Raw genomic sequence first — 15,631 nt, 5'->3', positions numbered from 1 at the left:
GGCTGAACTTGGCTCGCCCCCAGGTCGCGCTCACTGCGTGTAGCCCTCCCACCCCCTACCGGGGGCAACACCAGCGGCCCGGCGGAGCCGGTTCCGCGGTGTTCCTGGCTTGAACACCGCCCTTCAGGCCGGGTCGGTGCGCTTGGTCAGCTCGTTGAGCTGCAGTTCGATGCAGAACAGCCGTTCGTTGAGGATCGCGGTCTGCAGCCGCAGCGCCTCGATGATGGCGCCTGTCGAGGCATCGGGGGCATTGGTCGACAGCTCCTGCAGTTCGTGCAGCTTGTTGCGCAGTTCGTTGCTCATGGCCAGGCTCCATCGGGTCGATGCAACGCATCGTAGTCGGCCTGCGCCGGGATGCGCTGCTATCGTTTTCTCTTAGCTGCTGCACCCCCGCCCGGACGGGCCGACGTGGCAAGCGCTTCGGCGCCCCCTAGCCGTGGGGGCTCGGCGGCAGGCTCTTCAAGTACAGGAACAGCGCCCGCACGTCCACGTCGCTCATCTCGCGCAGCGATCCGAAGGGCATCACCTGCACGGGCGTGCCGTCGGGGCGGCTGCCGCTCTTGAACAGCTTCTGGAAGGCCTGCGCGTCGGCATAGCGCGCCATGGCCGTGCCCTCGCCGGGCGTGAGATTGGCTGCGGCCGGCCAATCGGGCGGGCCGCCGGGGATCTTGCCGCCGTTGAGCTTCTCGCCGTGGCAGCCCAGGCACATGTTCGCGACATAGGCGCCGTGCTTGAGCGTCACGCCTTCGGGCACCGGCGGCTCGGACGGACGCGTGTGGTCGATCTTGGCCGCGGCATCCTGCATCAGGCCGAAGCCGTAGAAGGCCCGCACCGGCAGCGGCAGGGCGACCACAGGGCCGCCGCCGGTCGCGGGCGCCATGTGGCGCAAATGCGCGACCAGCGCGGCCAGGTCGTCGTCGGTCAGGCGGTTGTAGTCCTCGCTCGGCATCACCATCAGCGCCCGGCCCACGGGATTCACGCCATGGCGGATCGAGCGCTCCCAGTCGGCCGCCGTGTAGCCGGCCACGACGCTGCCAGGGCCGGGGCTGATGTTGGGCCCCTTGATGAGCATGCCCTTGCCGTCGTCGAGGAACACCTTGCCGCCGCCATGCGCGCCGTGGCAGTCGACGCAGCCGCGCGAGGCGAAGAGGTAGCGCCCGCGTTCGACGGCCGCAGCGTCGTCGCGGAAGGCCACGCCCTTCACCGCGACCTCGACCTTGCGCTGCATTTTCTGGCGGGCGAGCTGGTCGCCGGCGAACAGCCCCGCCGCGGCGAGCGCGACCAGCGCCACGAGCGCCAGCACGATGCGCATGAGCCAGCGCCTGCTGGTCGCGGTCACCGGGCCACCTGCGCGCTGCGCACTTCAAAGACCAGATGAACAAGGCGGAGATCAAGAGGCATGGCAAACTCTCTTAAATGAATGAATGGGCCAAAAATGGTCCACATGTATAAAAATGGATGATGGCGTAAATTTCGGCCTACCGTCAATATCACCTTTGCCAGAGGACCTGGCCAAAAGTGTGTGGCGGCCTCCGCAGCCCGGCCTGCTCAAGCGCGAGCGCACGCGGGTCCAGCTGGTCCAGGCGGCGATCAAGGTCTTCAGCGCCCGCGGCTACGCCGATGCGACGATGCAGGAGATCGCGGGCGTCGCGGCCATGACCACCGCCACGGTCTACAACCACTTCAAAACCAAGGAAGAGGTCGCCAGCGGGGTTGCGCTGCTACTGGCCGACACGCTGTGCCGCCGCATCACGGACAGCCAGCAGGGGGTCGAAGAAGGCGCCCAGCGCATGGCCATCGGCGTCCAGCGCTACATCTGGCTGGCCGAGGAGAGCCCGCGGTGGGCGCTGATGATGCTGGACGTATCGATCGCCGCGCCGGAAATGCTGCTCGAGATCCGCGACTACGCGCTGGCCGACCTGCGCCTGGGCGTGAAGCAGAAGGCCTTTCGGATCCCCGGCGAAACGGCGGCGATGGACCTGATCAACGGCACCGTGTCGCAGGCCATGCGCACGGTGGCGCACGGTGGCGCAGCCTCGCACCACGGTCGCGAAGTCGCGGCCTGCGTGCTGCGCGGGCTGGGCATGGCGTGGGCCGACGCGAAGGCGGTCGCCCAGCGCCCGCTGCCGCCATTTCCCGGGATGAGCGCGGCTGCCGCGCCGGCGCCCCGGAAGACCGCGGCCCGGGCCCAGCGCAGCGGACTCTGAGCCGGCCTACGCTGCGCCCGGCTCGCCGAGCGGCGGGCATGGCCAGCCCAGCAGCTCGGCCAGCCGCAGCACGATCCAGCACGCCTCGCCGGCCGAGACCCCGGCATCGGGCGAACTCAGGCCGTCGTGGATGCGCCGCAGGATCTCGTCTTCCGACGGCACCTCGACGTGGTGCAGCAGCTGGGCGTGCTGCACCAGGTGGTTGGCGAGGTCCTCGCAGACCTCGTAGCGCGCGCGCACCACCGCGATCGGTTCAGCCAGGCGCTGCCTGGCGTCCGTGTAGACCGCGAAGAACGAAGGCGGGATGTCGATCTGGTAGTCGTCGGACATGATTCAGCAAGGCGCCCATGAAAAACGCGCCCGGAGGCGCGTTTCGGCGAGGGGACGGCGCAAGGCGCGCGGCCCGCTCGGGAGGAGGCGATCAGCCGCCCTTCTTGGCCCGCTTGCCCGGGTTCTTCTTGCTGCGGGTCGCGGTGCCGCGCTCCAGGCTGACCTTCTGGCCGCCACCCGACTTGGGGACGTTGTAGCCAGGCATCGGAACGGGCTTGGGGGTGGCAATGCGGTCTGCCTCGGTGCGGATTTTCTTGGGCATGGAAAGCTCGGATAAAAAGAAATCGAAGGACGTGATTAGGCCACATCGTCGAGCAGCCGCACTTTGACGGTCTTGCCCTTGACGCGGCCGGTGGAAAGCTTGTGCACGGCCTCGCGCGCAATGCGCCGGTCGACCGCCACGTAGGTGGAGAACTCGTTGACGTTGATCTTGCCGACCTGCTCTTTCGTGAAGCCGGCCTCGCCGGTCAGCGCGCCCAGCACGTCGCCGGCGCGGATCTTCTCCTTGCGGCCGCCGATGATCTGCAGCGTGGCCATCGGCGGCTGCAGCGGCGCGGCGCTGTCGGCCGTGAGCTCGGCCAGCGGATGCCATTCGGACTCGCGGCCCTGAAGCTGCTCGATCTTGCCGACGCTGCCCATCTCGTCCATGCTGGCCAGGTTCAGCGCCAGGCCCTCGGCATCGCCGCGGCCGGTGCGGCCGATGCGGTGGATGTGAATCTCGGAGTCAGGCGTGACGTCGACGTTGATCACCGCCTCGAGGTCGGCGATGTCGAGGCCGCGCGCAGCGACGTCGGTCGCCACCAGCACCGAGCAGCTGCGGTTGGCGAACTGCACCAGCACCTGGTCGCGCTCGCGCTGCTCGAGCTCGCCGAACAGGGCCAGCGCGCTGAAGCCCTGGGCCTGCAGCACCTGGACCAGGTCGCGGCACTGCTGCTTGGTGTTGCAGAAGGCCAGCGTGCTCTGCGGCCGGAAGTGGCTCAGCAGCAGGCTCACGGCGTGCAGGCGCTCGGTGTTCTTCACCTGGTACCAGCGCTGGCGGATCTTGCCTTCCTCGTGCTGCGCCTGCACCGTGATCTGCTGCGGGTTCTTCATGAACTGCGCGCTGAGCTTGGCGATGCCTTCGGGGTAGGTGGCCGAGAACAGCAGCGTCTGGCGCTCCTTGGGGCACAGCCGCGCGACCTTGGCGATGTCGTCGAAGAAGCCCATGTCGAGCATGCGGTCGGCTTCGTCGAGCACCAGCGTGTTGAGGGCCGAGAGGTCCAGGCTGGCGCGTTCGAGGTGATCCATGATCCGGCCCGGCGTGCCGACCACGATGTGGGCGCCGTGCTCCAGGCTCGCGAGCTGCCCGCGCAGCGCGACGCCGCCGCAGAGCGTGACCACCTTGACGTTTTCCTCGGCCCGCGCCAGGCGGCGGATCTCGGTCGTCACCTGGTCGGCGAGCTCGCGCGTCGGGCACAGGACCATGGCCTGCACCGCGAAGCGCCGCGGATTGAGGTTGGCCAGCAGTGCCAGCGCGAAGGCGGCGGTCTTGCCGCTGCCGGTCTTGGCTTGCGCGATCAGGTCCTTGCCGAGCAGCGCCACCGGCAGGCTGGCTGCCTGGATCGGCGTCATCTGCAGATAGCCGAGCTGCGTCAGGTTCGCCAGCGCCTGCGGCGAAAGCGGCAGCGTGGCGAAATCGGTGGCGGGACCGGTCACGGGGACGGTCAACGGCGCTGCGAGTTGTTGCCGCCGACCGGCGGGGGACCGCGGCGTTCCAGGTGCCGGAACGTGATGCGGCCCTTGGTCAGGTCGTAGGGCGACAGCTCGAGCGACACCTTGTCGCCGGCCAGGATGCGGATGTGGTGCTTGCGCATCTTGCCGCCGCTGTAGGCGATCAGCTGGTGGCCGTTGTCGAGCGTGACGCGGTAGCGCGAGTCAGGCAGCACTTCGGTCACGGCGCCGTTCATTTCGATCAGTTCTTCCTTGGGCATGAATTACCTTTTGAATGGGTTTGTCGTAATTGGATAGGAAATCGGTATGCGGAATCAAGCGGCGCAAGGTGTGTGCGCGACGCTGCGTTCGCGAATCCAGCCCAACCCCTGGTCGATCGCGTAGCGGACGGCCGCGCCGTGGCTGGCAAAACGGGGCGTGAAACGCATCACGCGGTCGTGCGTGCCGCTGCCGCGGCCGGATCGGATCGAGACCGATGCCGCAAAGCGGCCGTCGTCCAGATCCTTGATGAGCGGCGAGACAAGGTACTTGCCCACTGCGATGCTGTGTTGAATGATGTCCATCGAAAGCCTTGGCACCCCGCGACGCCGCGGAATGCTGAAATTGAATTTGAATAAAACGAGCGCAGGCCGGCCGGATATGGCGCCCACCGGAGCGGACAGCGCGCTGTTCGCTTCAACAAAGTACGAAGGCAGTGGTGGCAAATCTTGGGCGCCCGGTCTGGCGCTCCAACACACTGTGGGTGCCGGCTTTCAATGTTGGGCCTGGAGATTCCAGGCCAGCCGGCAAGTGACGAAAGTGCTTCGTCGTTAAATCGAAACGAACCCCGGATTCTAACCGATCTGGCACGACAGTTGCTATTTCATCTCTGTGACAGGGCTGCGGGTGGCTTTCGCGCCACCTGCCGCCGGGCTTGCGACGGGGGCGCTTGCGGCGCACCATGGCGGGACCACCGTTCCAAGGAGCGCGGCCATGCAAGTCACAGCGCCATCTGTCCGGTTGCCGCGTTTCCCATGGCTGACGCCCACGCGGCTGGCCTCCCTGCTGGGTGCCGCCGCATTGCTTCTGGCCTTGCCGGCCACGCCGCCGGCGACTGCGGCGACCCCTTCCCCTGCCGCCGCGTCCAGCGCCCAGGTGCAGGCCCTCCGGCGCGCCGGTGATGCGGTCGTCGCGCTGAAGGTCGCCGCCACCGAAGGCGCGACTTCGGCCGACAGCCTGGGCCAGCAGCGCTGGGGTTCGGGCGTGGTGATCGGGGCCGACGGGCTCATCCTCACCATCGGCTACCTGCTGCTGGAGGCCGAGACTATCGAGATCGTGACGCAGGACGACCGCACGCTGCCGGCGCGCCAGGTGGCCTATGACCTCGCCACCGGCTTCGCGCTGGTGCGGCCGCTGGTGCCGCTGCGCGGCATCGAGCCGGTGCCGCTGGCGGGTGTCGCGACCCTGCAGCCCGGGGAGCCGCTGCTGGTCGCCACCGGCAGCAACAGCGGCACCGAGGTGGGCTTCACGCGGCTGGTCGGGACACGCCCTTTCTCGGGCTACTGGGAGTACCACATCGAGGCCGCGGTCTTCACCAGCCCGCCGGTCGCCAACCACAGCGGCGCCTCGCTCTTCAACCGCAACGGCGAGTTGCTGGGCGTCGGCAGCCTGTTCGTGCTCGAGGCGGCCGGCCCCGATCGCACCCTGCCGGGGAACATGTTCGTGCCGGTCGATCTGCTGCGCCCGGTGCTGGCCGAGATGCAGTCCACTGGCCGCACGCGCGCCAGCGTGCGGCCCTGGCTCGGCGTCTCGTCCTCGGAGCGCGGCGGCCATGTGGAGATCGTGCGCGTCGATCGCTCGGGGCCGGCGCTCGCCGCCGGCCTGCAGCCCGGCGACGTGGTGCTGGAGATCGACGGCGTGCAGGTCTCGACGCTCGAGGCCTTCTACAAGCAGCTCTGGACCCGGCCGGACGCCGAGGCGGACGTGGAGCTCACGGTGCAGCAGGGCTCGGAGATCCGCAAGGTCAAGGTGCATGCGGTCGATCGCATGCAGACGCTGCGCAAGCCCGAGGGTATCTAGGGCCTGTTCACAGGCCCTGGCGGCGCCCTCAGCCGAGGCCGAGCATCTTCCGGTTGCCCGCCGTGTCGGTGCCGCCAGCGGCGAAATCGTCGAAGGCGCGCTCGGCCACGCGGATGATGTGGCGGGCGATGAACTCGGCGCCCTCGCGTGCACCGTCCTCGGGGTGCTTGAGGCAGCACTCCCACTCCAGCACCGCCCAGCCCGGAAAGTCGCAGGCCGCCAGCTTCGAGAAGATGGCGCCGAAATCGACCTGCCCATCGCCCAGCGAGCGGAAGCGTCCGGCCCGGCGGATCCAGGGCTGGAAGCCGCCGTAGACGCCCTGCTTGCCGGTGGGATTGAACTCGGCGTCCTTCACGTGGAAGATCTTGATGCGCTCGTGGTAATGGTCGATGTAGTCCAGATAGTTCAGCTGCTGCAGCACGAAATGGCTCGGGTCGTACAGGAGGCAGGCGCGCGGATGGTTGCCCACGCGTTCGAGGAACATCTCGTAGGTGACGCCGTCGTGCAGGTCCTCGCCCGGATGGATCTCGTAGCAGACGTCCACGCCGGCCTCGTCGAACGCGTCGAGGATCGGCCTCCAGCGCCGCGCCAACTCGTCGAAGGCCTCTTCGATCAGGCCGGCCGGGCGCGGCGGCCACGCGTAGAGGTAAGGCCAGGCCAGCGCGCCCGAGAAGGTCGCGTGCGCGGTCAACCCGAGGTGGGCCGAGGCCTGCGCCGCGTAGCGCAGCTGTTCGACCGCCCACTGCTGCCGCTTGACCGGATCGTTGCGGACCTCGGCCGCCGCGAAGCCGTCGAAGCCCGCGTCGTAGGCCGGATGCACCGCCACCAGCTGGCCTTGCAGGTGGGTCGACAGCTCGGTGATCTCGAGGCCGTGGCCGGCCAGGGTGCCTTTCACTTCGTCGCAGTAGGTCTTGCTTTGCGCGGCCTTCCGGAGATCGAAGATGCGGCTGTCCCAGCTCGGTATCTGCACCCCCTTGTAGCCGAGGCCCGAAGCCCAGCCGGCGATGGCGTCCAGCGAGTTGAAGGGGGCGTCGTCGCCGGTGAACTGGGCCAGGAAGATGGCCGGGCCCTTGATGGTCTTCATGCGTGGTCTCCTGGTCATGAGGGGGATGCCGACGATGCTATCGCGGCATGTGTTCGGATGTCGCGGCCGATTTGCCATCGCCATGCACGAGCCTTCGGAACGCTCCACAATGGCCGCTTCAGCTCAACCGAGGGTGACGCGGCGTGCGCAGCCCCGAACGCGATGTCACAAACCGTTTCCGGACGACTCAAGATCGGCTTGTCGGCCTGCTTCTCCCACGCCGACCCGACGCGCTCGCTGTTCACCAACAAGACGCTGCAGTATGTCGAGCAGTCGATCGCGCACTGGCTGATGTCGGCCGGCGCGATGGTCGTCATGGTGCCCTGCCCGACCGGCGAGACCGCGCGCGGCGACACCAAGCTCTCGCACTACGCCGAATGGCTCGACGGCGTCGTGATGCACGGCGGCGCCGATGTCTGGCCCGGCAGCTACGGCGAGGTGCCGCTCAAGGACGCCTGGGTCGGCGACCGTCTCCGCGACCTCTACGACCTGGCGCTGGTCGAGGCCTTCGAGCAGGCCGGCAAGCCGATCTTCGGCGTCTGTCGCGGCTTGCAGCTGATCAACGTGGCCTTCGGCGGCACGCTGTACCAGGACATCGAGGCCCAGCATCCCAACGGCCAGCAGCATCGCGACGCCGTGGCCTACGACCAGAACTACCACGAGATCAGCATCACGCCCGGCTCGAGGCTGTCGAAACTCTATCCGGGCATGGAGAGCGCGCGCGTCAACAGCATCCATCACCAGGGCGTGAAGGATCTCGCGCCCGGCTTCGAGGTCGACGCCTGGAGCATCCCCGACCGGATTCCCGAAGCCATCCGGCGCAAGGCCGACCGTGGACGCAGCTACATCGCCGCGACCCAGTGGCACCCGGAGTTCCACACCTACGGCGCCACCGACACGGTGGACGACACCGCCATCCTGCAGGACTTCCTGTGGGCCTGCGCGACGGCGAAGGTCAGCCCCAAGGGGCCGCTGCGCAGCGCGCCGGGACGCATCCGCAATCGCGCGGCACGGCTGCTGCGGCAGGCGCTGCTGAGGCGCTAGAGCGAACAGGCCCTAGCGGTTCTTGTAGCCGCTGACCGCGGCGTCCACCGTGCCGAACACGGTGATGCCGCTGCCGCCGGCGGCCGTGGCGCCCTCACCCGCGGGCCCGCGCGAAGCGCAGCCTGCGAGCAGGCACAGCGCGGCGGCGAACCCCACGGCGACGAGTTTCTTCATGCGGATCCCTTTCATGCGCTCAGGTGCTTGCCGACGATGCCGGCCAGCTCGAACATGGTGACCTGGTCCTTGCCGAACACCGGCTTGAGCTTGGCATCGGCATTGATGGCGCGCTTGTTGGCCGCGTCCTGCAGGCCGTTGGCCTTGATGTAGTCCCACAGCTTCTTGATGACCTCGGTGCGCGCCACCGGTTCGGCGCCGATCACCGCGGCCAGCGCGTCGCTGGGCTTGAGGCCGGCACCGGGCTTGCGCGGCGCCTTCGGTGCCGCAGCTTTCTTGGCCGCCACCTTCTTCGCCGCCGGTGCCTTCGCGGCCGCCTTCTTCGCTGCGGCGGGCGCCGCCTTGGCGAAGGTCTTGCGCGGCGGGAACTTGCTGGTGCGCGGCTCGAACTCGAACGCCACCTTGCCCTCGTCCTTGTTCCAGGCCAGGAAGGCCTTGAAGGGCCGGCGCGTGCGCATCGAGACGAACTTGTCGAGCAGGTCGGTCTTGCCGGTGGCCAGCAGCTTCTCGACCTGGGCCCGATCCACCGGCTGCTGCAGGATGATCTTGCCGGTCTTGAAGGTGCAGCTCGGCGTCGGCTGCTCGTTGGTCGGCACCGACTTCTCGCAGACGTAGTTGCTGCCGTGGTCGAACACCGGCGCGCCGCAGACCGGGCATGGCCCCACTGTGTCCTGCTGGCTGAAGTCGACGATCTCGCCGCTTTCGGCATTCTTGTCGTCGCCGAAATCGAACTCCAGCTTCCAGTTCTTCGCTTCCTCGTCGAACTTGAGCACGATCTCGGAGGTGAACGGCCAGCCGGCCTTGGAGCGGAAGCCTTCCAGCGGGCCGATGTGCTTGTCGCGCAGCAGCGCCTCGGCCTCGGCCACTTCGAAGGTGCGGCCGGCCGGCGATTTGCCGAACGAGAAGCCGCAAGGTTCGCTGCCGGCTTGGCCGGCGGCGTCCTGTGCAAGCCGAAGGGCGTCGGCGCTTGCGCCAGCGCCCGGCTTGCCGGTGCAGCTGTAGCGGCGGTAGTTCTCCTTCACCACGCCGCCGCAATTCGGGCAGGGTGTGGCCAGCGTGGCGTAGTCGCCCGGCACGGTGTCGCGGTCGTATTCCTTGGCCTTCTTGACGATGTGTTCCGTCATCTCGGCGATCTCGCGCATGAAGGCTTCGCGGCTGAGCTTGCCGTGCTCCATCTGCGCCAGCTTGTACTCCCACTCGCCGGTCAGTTCGGCCTTGGAGAGCTCCTCCACGCCGAGCCCGCGCAAGAGCGTCATGAGCTGGAAGGCCTTGGCGGTCGGGATCAGCTCGCGGCCTTCGCGGATCATGTACTTCTCGGCCAGCAGGCCTTCGATCGTGGCCGCCCGCGTGGCCGGCGTGCCGAGGCCCTTCTCCTGCATCGCCTCGCGCAGTTCGTCGTCGTCGATGGTCTTGCCCGCGCCTTCCATGGCGCCGAGCAGCGTGGCTTCGGAATAGCGCGCCGGCGGCCGGGTCTTCAGGCCCTTGGGATCGGCCGATTCGGCCTTCACCACTTCGCCGGGCTTGACCGGCACCAGGCGCTTGCCGTCCTTGTCCTCTTCCTTCTCGTCGTCCTCGGCTTCCTTGCCCCAGATCGCGAGCCAGCCGGCCTTCACGAGCACCTTGCCGTCGGTGCGGAACGGATACTTCTTGCCGCCCTGCTCCACCGTGCTGATGCGCGTCGTGACCTGATATTCGGCGCTCGGGAAGAACACCGACATGAAGCGGCGCACCACGAAGTCATAGAGCTTCTGCTCGGCGTCGGACAGGCCGCTCGGGGCCTGCAGGGTCGGGATGATTGCGAAGTGATCGCTGACTTTGGCGTTGTCGAAGATGCGCTTCGACGGCTTCACGTAGTTGTTGTCGACCGCCTGCTGGGCGAAGGGCGCGAGATGCTTCATGCCGCTCGTGGCCAGCATCTTCATCGTGTCCTTGACCACCGGCAGGTAGTCCTCGGGCAGCGCGCGCGAGTCTGTCCGCGGGTAGGTCAGCGCCTTGTGGCGTTCGTACAGGCTCTGCGCCAGCGCCAGCGTGGTCTTGGCGCTGAAGCCGAAGCGGCCGTTGGCCTCGCGCTGCAGCGAGGTCAGGTCGAACAGCAGCGGCGAGGCGCTGGTGGTGGGCTTGCTTTCCTCGGTGACCGTGGCCGGCTTGCCGCGCGCGGCGTCGGCGATCTCGCGCGCCTCGCGCTCGTTCCAGACCCGGTCGGCACGCTGCTCGGGGTCGGGCACGCCATCGGGGCCGGGCGGCGGCTTCTTCCAATTCGGATCGAACCACTTGCCCGGATACTCGCCCGCCTCGGCCGCAAAGCGGCCGTGCACCTCCCAGTAGTCGCGGCTCACGAACTTGCGGATCTTCTCCTCGCGCTCGACCACCACGGACAGCGTCGGCGTCTGCACCCGGCCCACGGTGGTCAGGAAGAAGCCGCCGTCGCGCGAATTGAACGCGGTCATGGCCCGGGTGCCATTGATGCCGACCAGCCAGTCGGCCTCGGAGCGCGAGCGCGCCGCATCGGCCAGGCCCTGCATCTGCTGTTCGGTGCGCAGCTGATCGAAGCCGTCGCGGATCGCCTGCGGCGTCATCGATTGCAGCCACAGGCGCTTGACCGGCTTGCCCAGCGGCGCCTTGCCGCCGGCGTACTGCTCGATCAGGCGGAAGATCAGCTCGCCCTCGCGCCCCGCGTCGCAGGCGTTGACGAGCTGGGTCACGTCCTTGCGCTTGGCCTGCTTGACCACCGCGTTGAGCCGGGTCTTGGTCTTGTCGACCGGCTTCAGGTCGAAGCGCGGCGGGATGACCGGCAGGTTGGCGAAGCTCCATTTGCCGCGCTTGACGTCGAACTCCTCGGGCGCCTGGATCTCCACCAGGTGGCCGACGGCGCTCGTCACGACGTACTTCTCGTTCTCGAAGTGCTCGTCGTGCTTGTCGAACTTGCCGGCCACCGGCGTGAGCGCGCGCACGATGTCCTGGGCCACCGAAGGCTTTTCTGCAATCACCAAAGTTTTCATCTGCGAATCCTATTCATTCTTTTCACCCGCCCGCACCAGACCCTGGCTACCCCGCTCCCCTTGCCGTAGGGCGAGGGGGGCACGGGGGCCGGGCCGCCCCAAGGCGGCCTGCGGCCCCCTCGGGGGGCAGCGAACCACACGAAGTGGGGAGCGTGGGGGCCATCTCTTTACAATCTGGCGCTTCTCGCGTGCGTACGCGCACGCGCATGCGTACATATTCAAACTAACAGACTTCGGCGATGCCCTCCAAATCCCCCACTTCCGGCGGCCGCCGAATCCAGACCCGGCGTTCCAGCGTCCATGGCAACGGCGTCTTTGCCGTGCAGGATATTGCGGAAGGCGAAACGCTCATCGAATACAAGGGCGAGATCATCTCGTGGGAGGAAGCGCTGCGCCGCCACCCGCACGACCCCGCCCAGCCCCACCACACCTTCTACTTCCACATCGATGACGACCGCGTGATCGACGGCAACGTCGACGGCAACGCCTCGCGCTGGATCAATCATTCGTGCGAGCCGAGCTGCGAGGCCGACGAGCAGGATGGCCGCGTCTTCATCAAGGCGCTGCGCAACATCGCCGCCGGCGAAGAGCTCAGCTACGACTACGGCCTGGTCATCGACGAGCCCTACACGAAGAAGCTGAAGGCCGATTTCCCGTGCTGGTGCGGCTCGGAGCAATGCCGCGGGACCTTGCTGGCGCCCAAGGACGACGACGAGGGCAAGAAGGGCAAGAAGAAGAAAAGCAAGAAGAAGGACAAGAAGAGCGACAAGAAGTCCTCGAAGAAGTCTGAAAAGAAGGCCGGCAAGAAGAAGGCCGAAACCGACAAGCGCTGAACATGGCCGCACCCTGGTTCGAGGACGAGATCGCGCAGAGCCTGGCACCCTTGCTGCCCGGCCTGCGCGTCGAGGTGGTGGCCGAAATCGACTCGACCAACAGCGAGCTGATGCGCCGCTCGCGCGATGGTGAAACCGGCGCGGTGCTGCTCGTGGCCGAGCGCCAGACTGCCGGGCGCGGCCGGCTCGGCCGGCCCTGGCAGAGCGCGCAGGACGCCCGGGAACCCGCCTCGCTGACCTTCTCGCTCGGCCTGTCGCTGGCACCGCGGGACTGGTCGGGCCTCTCGCTCGCGGTTGGTGCCAGCGTCGCCCAGAGCCTGGACCCGTCGCACAGCGCCGGCCTGGCGCTCAAGTGGCCCAACGACCTCTGGGTGCAGGAGCGCAAGCTCGGCGGCATCCTGATCGAGACCGCCCTGCTCCAGCCCGACGCGCTCGAGCGCTACCTGGTGATCGGCATCGGCATCAACATCGGCCCGCGCGAAGCCGCTGGCCTGAGCACGCCGCCGGCCTGGCTGAAGGAATGGCGTCCGGCCGCGGCACCCGGCGAGGTGCTGCGCGAGATCGTCGAGCCGCTGGTGCGCGACGTGCAGCTCTTCAACGAGCGCGGATTCGTGCCCTTCGCGGCCCGCTTCGCCGAGCGCGATCTTCTGCGCGGGCGCGACGTGCGCCTGAGCGACGGCACCGAGGGCCACTGCGAAGGCGTCGGCTGGGGCGGCGAGCTGCTGGTGCGCACCGCCGATGGCGTCAAGAGCATCAGCAGCGCCGAAGTCAGCGTCCGCCCGCTGCGCGTGCCGCCATGATCCTGCGCCTGGTCGTGGTCGCCCTGCTGGTCGCCAACCTGGGCTATTTCGCCTGGACCCGCGGCGCGTTTGCCCTGTTCGGCGCCGAGCCCGCGCGCTTCAGCGAGACCGAGCCGCAGCGCCTGCAGCAGCAGGTCCGGCCGCAGATGCTGCAGATCCGCAAGAATCCGCCGCCCGCCAAACCCTGACCGGGCCCCCTAGGACCCCGCGCGGTCCCGGGCGTGGGGATTGGCATCGATCCGCAGGCTCACCAGCGTCCCCGGCGGCTGCTGGCCCGGGTGCGCGTCTTCCAGCCGCACGATCGCGTGGTGCTGGCGCGCGATCTCGCGCACGATCGGCAGCCCCAGGCCGGAGCCGTCGGCCTCGTTACCGAGCACCCGGTAGAAGGGCTCGAACACCAGCTCGCGCTCGTGCGCCGCGATGCCGGGGCCGTTGTCCTCGACCTGCAGCACGAGCACGTGGCCGAAGGGATCGGCCAGCACCCGCGCGGTGATCACGCCGGGCCGCTCGGGCACCGACGGCGTGTAATTGATCGCGTTGTCGACCAGGTTGCGCACCAGCTCCTTCAGCAGCGTCGGATTGCCTTCGAACACCACGCCGGGCGAGCCCGCCTCCGCGCCCTCGTAGCCCAGGTCGATGCGCTTGTCGATGGCGCGCGGCACGGCCTCGCGCACCACCTCGATCGTGAGTCGCGCCAGGTCGCAGGGCTGGCGCCCGATGGCGGCGCCGCTGCCCTCCGCGCGGGCCAGCGACAGCAACTGGTTGACCGTGTGCGTGGCGCGCACGCTGGCGCGGCCGATCTGCTTGAGCGACTGCTTGAGTTCGTCGGCATTGGCGCCCTCGCGCTGGGCCAGGTCGGCCTGCATGCGCAGGCCCGCCAGCGGCGTCTTGAGCTGGTGCGCGGCGTCGGCAAGGAAGCGCTTCTGGGTGCCGATCGAGTCGTTGAGCTTGCTCAGCAGGTCGTTGACCGACAGCACCAGCGGCACCACTTCGAGCGGCACCGAGGATTCGTCCAGCGGGCTCAAGTCGCCCGGCTTGCGCTCGCGGATGCGCGCCTCGACCACCGACAGCGGCTTGATGCCTCGCACCAGCGCCAGCCAGATCAGCAGCACCGCCAGCGGCAGGATCGCGAATTGCGGCAGCAGCACGCCCTTGATGATCTCGGTGGCCAGCACCGACTGCTTCTCGCGGGTCTCGGCCACCTGCAGCAGCGCGAACGGCGCGTCGGGCGTGCTGCCGGCGACCCAGAGCGAGGCGATCCGCACCTGGCGGCCGTGCATCTGGCCGTCGCGCAGGTAGACCACGCCCGGCACCGGCGGGTCGTCCGTGCCCGGGAACGGCACGTCGCGCTCGCCGCTCAGCAGCGTGCCGTGGCCGTCGAGCAGCTGGTAGTAGACCTGGTCGATGTCGTCGCTGCCGAGGATCTCGCGCGCCGGCTGCGGCAGCACGAACTTGATCTGGCCGTTGTCCGCGTCGACCAGCCGGGCCAGGGTCTGGATGTTGGATTCCAGCGCCCGGTCGAAGGGCGCGTTCGCGATGCCCTGCGCCACCAGCCAGGTGACGCCGATGCTGACCGGCACCAGCAGCAGCAGCGGCGTGAGCATCCAGTCGAGGATCTCGCCGAAGAGAGAGCGCTGCGCGCGCTGAAAGAGTTTTACCAAGCGTCTGGCCGGACGGAGCGGGGCCGGCTACGAGGGGATCTTTTCGAGGCAATAGCCGAGCCCGCGCACCGTGGCGATGCGCACCGGCCCCTTCTCGATCTTCTTGCGCAGGCGGTGGATGTAGACCTCGATCGCATTGAGGCTCACCTCCTCGCCCCATTCGCACAGGCGCTCGACGAGCTGGTCCTTGCTCACCAGCCGTCCGGCGCGCTGCAGCAGCACCTCGAGCAGACCGAGCTCGCGCGCCGACAGCTCGAGCATCTTGCCGTCGAAGGTCGCGACCCGGCCGGCCTGGTCGTAGACCAGCGGGCCGTGCTTGATCGCGTTGCTGGTGCCGCCCATGCCACGCCGCGTGAGGGCGCGCACCCGCGCCTCGAGTTCCTGCAGCGAGAAGGGCTTGGCCATGTAGTCGTCGGCGCCGTAGTCCAGGCCCTTGACCCGTTCCTCGACGCTGTCGGCCGCGGTCAGCACCAGCACCGGCAGCTGCGAGCCGCGGGCGCGCAGCCGCTTGAGGATCTCGAGGCCATGCATGTTGGGCAGGCCGAGGTCGAGAATCAGCAGGTCGAACTCCCGGTTGGTCATCAGCGCGGCATCGGCCTGCGAGCCGGTCGCGACGTGGTCGACCGCCGAACCCGAGGTGCGCAGGCTGCGCAGCAGGGCATCGGCCAGAACCTGGTCATCTTCTGCAATCAGTATTCGCATCCTAGGCTCACCCCCAGCCTCGCCCACTT

The 15,631-nt window shown here is 68.3% G+C and carries 18 protein-coding genes; 6 read left to right on the top strand and 12 right to left on the bottom strand.

The window, feature by feature from the left end; translation table 11 throughout:
* Positions 1 to 123 precede the first annotated feature (123 nt).
* Together AC1DYK_RS04330 and AC1DYK_RS04325 are read right to left on the bottom strand one after the other, a co-directional pair.
* Positions 124 to 303, bottom strand: a complete 180-nt coding sequence (locus tag AC1DYK_RS04330) for a hypothetical protein (protein ID WP_478165125.1) — start codon at positions 301 to 303, stop codon at positions 124 to 126.
* 127 nt (positions 304 to 430) lie between these two features.
* On the bottom strand, positions 431 to 1,339 hold the full coding sequence (locus tag AC1DYK_RS04325) for a c-type cytochrome (RefSeq protein ID WP_478165124.1): 909 nt from the start codon (positions 1,337 to 1,339) through the stop codon (positions 431 to 433).
* Positions 1,340 to 1,520: 181 nt separating this feature from the next.
* Between AC1DYK_RS04325 and AC1DYK_RS04320 the strand changes: the two genes are divergently transcribed.
* The gene (locus AC1DYK_RS04320) at positions 1,521 to 2,207 is read left to right on the top strand and encodes a TetR/AcrR family transcriptional regulator (protein WP_478165123.1); all 687 of its coding nucleotides are present in this window, start codon (positions 1,521 to 1,523) and stop codon (positions 2,205 to 2,207) included.
* Positions 2,208 to 2,213: 6 nt separating this feature from the next.
* On the opposite strand, the gene AC1DYK_RS04315 is transcribed toward AC1DYK_RS04320, so the two are convergent.
* The 5 genes from AC1DYK_RS04315 to AC1DYK_RS04295 form a co-directional block, all read right to left on the bottom strand.
* Positions 2,214 to 2,537, bottom strand: coding sequence for a hypothetical protein (locus tag AC1DYK_RS04315; RefSeq protein WP_478157470.1), 324 nt, complete (start codon positions 2,535 to 2,537; stop codon positions 2,214 to 2,216).
* A 91-nt stretch (positions 2,538 to 2,628) separates the two neighbouring features.
* The gene (locus AC1DYK_RS04310; protein ID WP_478090189.1) at positions 2,629 to 2,799 is read right to left on the bottom strand and encodes a hypothetical protein; all 171 of its coding nucleotides are present in this window, start codon (positions 2,797 to 2,799) and stop codon (positions 2,629 to 2,631) included.
* 35 nt (positions 2,800 to 2,834) lie between these two features.
* On the bottom strand, positions 2,835 to 4,244 hold the full coding sequence (gene dbpA / locus AC1DYK_RS04305) for an ATP-dependent RNA helicase DbpA (protein WP_478165122.1): 1,410 nt from the start codon (positions 4,242 to 4,244) through the stop codon (positions 2,835 to 2,837).
* A complete protein-coding gene (infA, locus tag AC1DYK_RS04300) occupies positions 4,241 to 4,507 on the bottom strand; it encodes a translation initiation factor IF-1 (RefSeq protein ID WP_286371838.1) in 267 nt (88 codons plus the stop codon). The genes dbpA and infA overlap by 4 nt, the downstream gene beginning before the upstream one ends.
* Positions 4,508 to 4,561: 54 nt before the next feature.
* Positions 4,562 to 4,810: a hypothetical protein gene (locus AC1DYK_RS04295; protein ID WP_478165154.1), complete on the bottom strand. Its 249-nt coding sequence runs from the start codon at positions 4,808 to 4,810 to the stop codon at positions 4,562 to 4,564.
* A gap of 409 nt (positions 4,811 to 5,219) precedes the next feature.
* Here AC1DYK_RS04295 and AC1DYK_RS04290 point away from each other — a divergent pair, with 409 nt between their 5' ends.
* Positions 5,220 to 6,305, top strand: a complete 1,086-nt coding sequence (locus AC1DYK_RS04290) for a S1C family serine protease (protein WP_478165121.1) — start codon at positions 5,220 to 5,222, stop codon at positions 6,303 to 6,305.
* Positions 6,306 to 6,333: 28 nt separating this feature from the next.
* Here the strand turns inward: AC1DYK_RS04290 and AC1DYK_RS04285 are convergent, their stop codons facing one another.
* A complete protein-coding gene (locus AC1DYK_RS04285) occupies positions 6,334 to 7,389 on the bottom strand; it encodes a sugar phosphate isomerase/epimerase family protein (protein WP_478165120.1) in 1,056 nt (351 codons plus the stop codon).
* Between the two features lie 162 nt (positions 7,390 to 7,551).
* Here AC1DYK_RS04285 and AC1DYK_RS04280 point away from each other — a divergent pair, with 162 nt between their 5' ends.
* Positions 7,552 to 8,433, top strand: coding sequence for a gamma-glutamyl-gamma-aminobutyrate hydrolase family protein (locus tag AC1DYK_RS04280; protein ID WP_478157466.1), 882 nt, complete (start codon positions 7,552 to 7,554; stop codon positions 8,431 to 8,433).
* 12 nt (positions 8,434 to 8,445) lie between these two features.
* On the opposite strand, the gene AC1DYK_RS04275 is transcribed toward AC1DYK_RS04280, so the two are convergent.
* Both AC1DYK_RS04275 and AC1DYK_RS04270 read right to left on the bottom strand, forming a co-directional pair.
* Positions 8,446 to 8,607 (bottom strand): hypothetical protein, encoded by a 162-nt coding sequence (locus AC1DYK_RS04275; RefSeq protein WP_478165119.1) that lies wholly within the window; start codon positions 8,605 to 8,607, stop codon positions 8,446 to 8,448.
* A gap of 11 nt (positions 8,608 to 8,618) precedes the next feature.
* On the bottom strand, positions 8,619 to 11,606 hold the full coding sequence (locus tag AC1DYK_RS04270) for a DNA topoisomerase III (RefSeq protein WP_478165118.1): 2,988 nt from the start codon (positions 11,604 to 11,606) through the stop codon (positions 8,619 to 8,621).
* Positions 11,607 to 11,845: 239 nt separating this feature from the next.
* Between AC1DYK_RS04270 and AC1DYK_RS04265 the strand changes: the two genes are divergently transcribed.
* From AC1DYK_RS04265 to AC1DYK_RS04255, 3 genes are read left to right on the top strand one after another with little or no spacing between them, the layout of a single operon-like run.
* Positions 11,846 to 12,439, top strand: coding sequence for an SET domain-containing protein (locus tag AC1DYK_RS04265; RefSeq protein ID WP_478165117.1), 594 nt, complete (start codon positions 11,846 to 11,848; stop codon positions 12,437 to 12,439).
* 2 nt (positions 12,440 to 12,441) lie between these two features.
* Positions 12,442 to 13,239: a biotin--[acetyl-CoA-carboxylase] ligase gene (locus tag AC1DYK_RS04260; RefSeq protein ID WP_478165116.1), complete on the top strand. Its 798-nt coding sequence runs from the start codon at positions 12,442 to 12,444 to the stop codon at positions 13,237 to 13,239.
* Entirely contained in the window at positions 13,236 to 13,427 is a 192-nt protein-coding gene (locus AC1DYK_RS04255) for a sporulation protein (protein WP_478165115.1), read from the top strand. The genes AC1DYK_RS04260 and AC1DYK_RS04255 overlap by 4 nt, the downstream gene beginning before the upstream one ends.
* 9 nt (positions 13,428 to 13,436) lie before the next feature.
* Here the strand turns inward: AC1DYK_RS04255 and AC1DYK_RS04250 are convergent, their stop codons facing one another.
* Entirely contained in the window at positions 13,437 to 14,843 is a 1,407-nt protein-coding gene (locus AC1DYK_RS04250; RefSeq protein ID WP_478165153.1) for a sensor histidine kinase N-terminal domain-containing protein, read from the bottom strand.
* An 84-nt stretch (positions 14,844 to 14,927) separates the two neighbouring features.
* Positions 14,928 to 15,602 carry a response regulator gene (locus AC1DYK_RS04245; protein WP_442284240.1) on the bottom strand — a complete coding sequence of 225 codons (675 nt, stop codon included), beginning with the start codon at positions 15,600 to 15,602 and terminating at the stop codon, positions 14,928 to 14,930.
* Positions 15,603 to 15,631: the final 29 nt, after the last annotated feature.

Source organism: Variovorax sp. P2_H12, from assembly GCF_056403395.1.
Note: the sequence above shows the minus strand (reverse complement) of the source record. Positions and strands in the feature narration are given on the sequence as shown.

What these genes read in the sequence shown, in the direction of transcription:
- AC1DYK_RS04330 (WP_478165125.1), bottom strand. Translation starts at nt 303, where the DNA reads ATGAGCAACGAACTGCGCAACAAGCTGCACGAACTGCAGGAGCTGTCG.
- AC1DYK_RS04315 (WP_478157470.1), bottom strand. Translation starts at nt 2,537, where the DNA reads ATGTCCGACGACTACCAGATCGACATCCCGCCTTCGTTCTTCGCGGTC.
- AC1DYK_RS04310 (WP_478090189.1), bottom strand. Translation starts at nt 2,799, where the DNA reads ATGCCCAAGAAAATCCGCACCGAGGCAGACCGCATTGCCACCCCCAAG.
- infA (WP_286371838.1), bottom strand. Translation starts at nt 4,507, where the DNA reads ATGCCCAAGGAAGAACTGATCGAAATGAACGGCGCCGTGACCGAAGTG.
- AC1DYK_RS04295 (WP_478165154.1), bottom strand. Translation starts at nt 4,810, where the DNA reads ATGGACATCATTCAACACAGCATCGCAGTGGGCAAGTACCTTGTCTCG.
- AC1DYK_RS04290 (WP_478165121.1), top strand. Translation starts at nt 5,220, where the DNA reads ATGCAAGTCACAGCGCCATCTGTCCGGTTGCCGCGTTTCCCATGGCTG.
- AC1DYK_RS04285 (WP_478165120.1), bottom strand. Translation starts at nt 7,389, where the DNA reads ATGAAGACCATCAAGGGCCCGGCCATCTTCCTGGCCCAGTTCACCGGC.
- AC1DYK_RS04280 (WP_478157466.1), top strand. Translation starts at nt 7,552, where the DNA reads ATGTCACAAACCGTTTCCGGACGACTCAAGATCGGCTTGTCGGCCTGC.
- AC1DYK_RS04275 (WP_478165119.1), bottom strand. Translation starts at nt 8,607, where the DNA reads ATGAAGAAACTCGTCGCCGTGGGGTTCGCCGCCGCGCTGTGCCTGCTC.
- AC1DYK_RS04270 (WP_478165118.1), bottom strand. Translation starts at nt 11,606, where the DNA reads ATGAAAACTTTGGTGATTGCAGAAAAGCCTTCGGTGGCCCAGGACATC.
- AC1DYK_RS04265 (WP_478165117.1), top strand. Translation starts at nt 11,846, where the DNA reads ATGCCCTCCAAATCCCCCACTTCCGGCGGCCGCCGAATCCAGACCCGG.
- AC1DYK_RS04260 (WP_478165116.1), top strand. Translation starts at nt 12,442, where the DNA reads ATGGCCGCACCCTGGTTCGAGGACGAGATCGCGCAGAGCCTGGCACCC.
- AC1DYK_RS04255 (WP_478165115.1), top strand. Translation starts at nt 13,236, where the DNA reads ATGATCCTGCGCCTGGTCGTGGTCGCCCTGCTGGTCGCCAACCTGGGC.
- AC1DYK_RS04250 (WP_478165153.1), bottom strand. Translation starts at nt 14,843, where the DNA reads ATGCTCACGCCGCTGCTGCTGCTGGTGCCGGTCAGCATCGGCGTCACC.
- AC1DYK_RS04245 (WP_442284240.1), bottom strand. Translation starts at nt 15,602, where the DNA reads ATGCGAATACTGATTGCAGAAGATGACCAGGTTCTGGCCGATGCCCTG.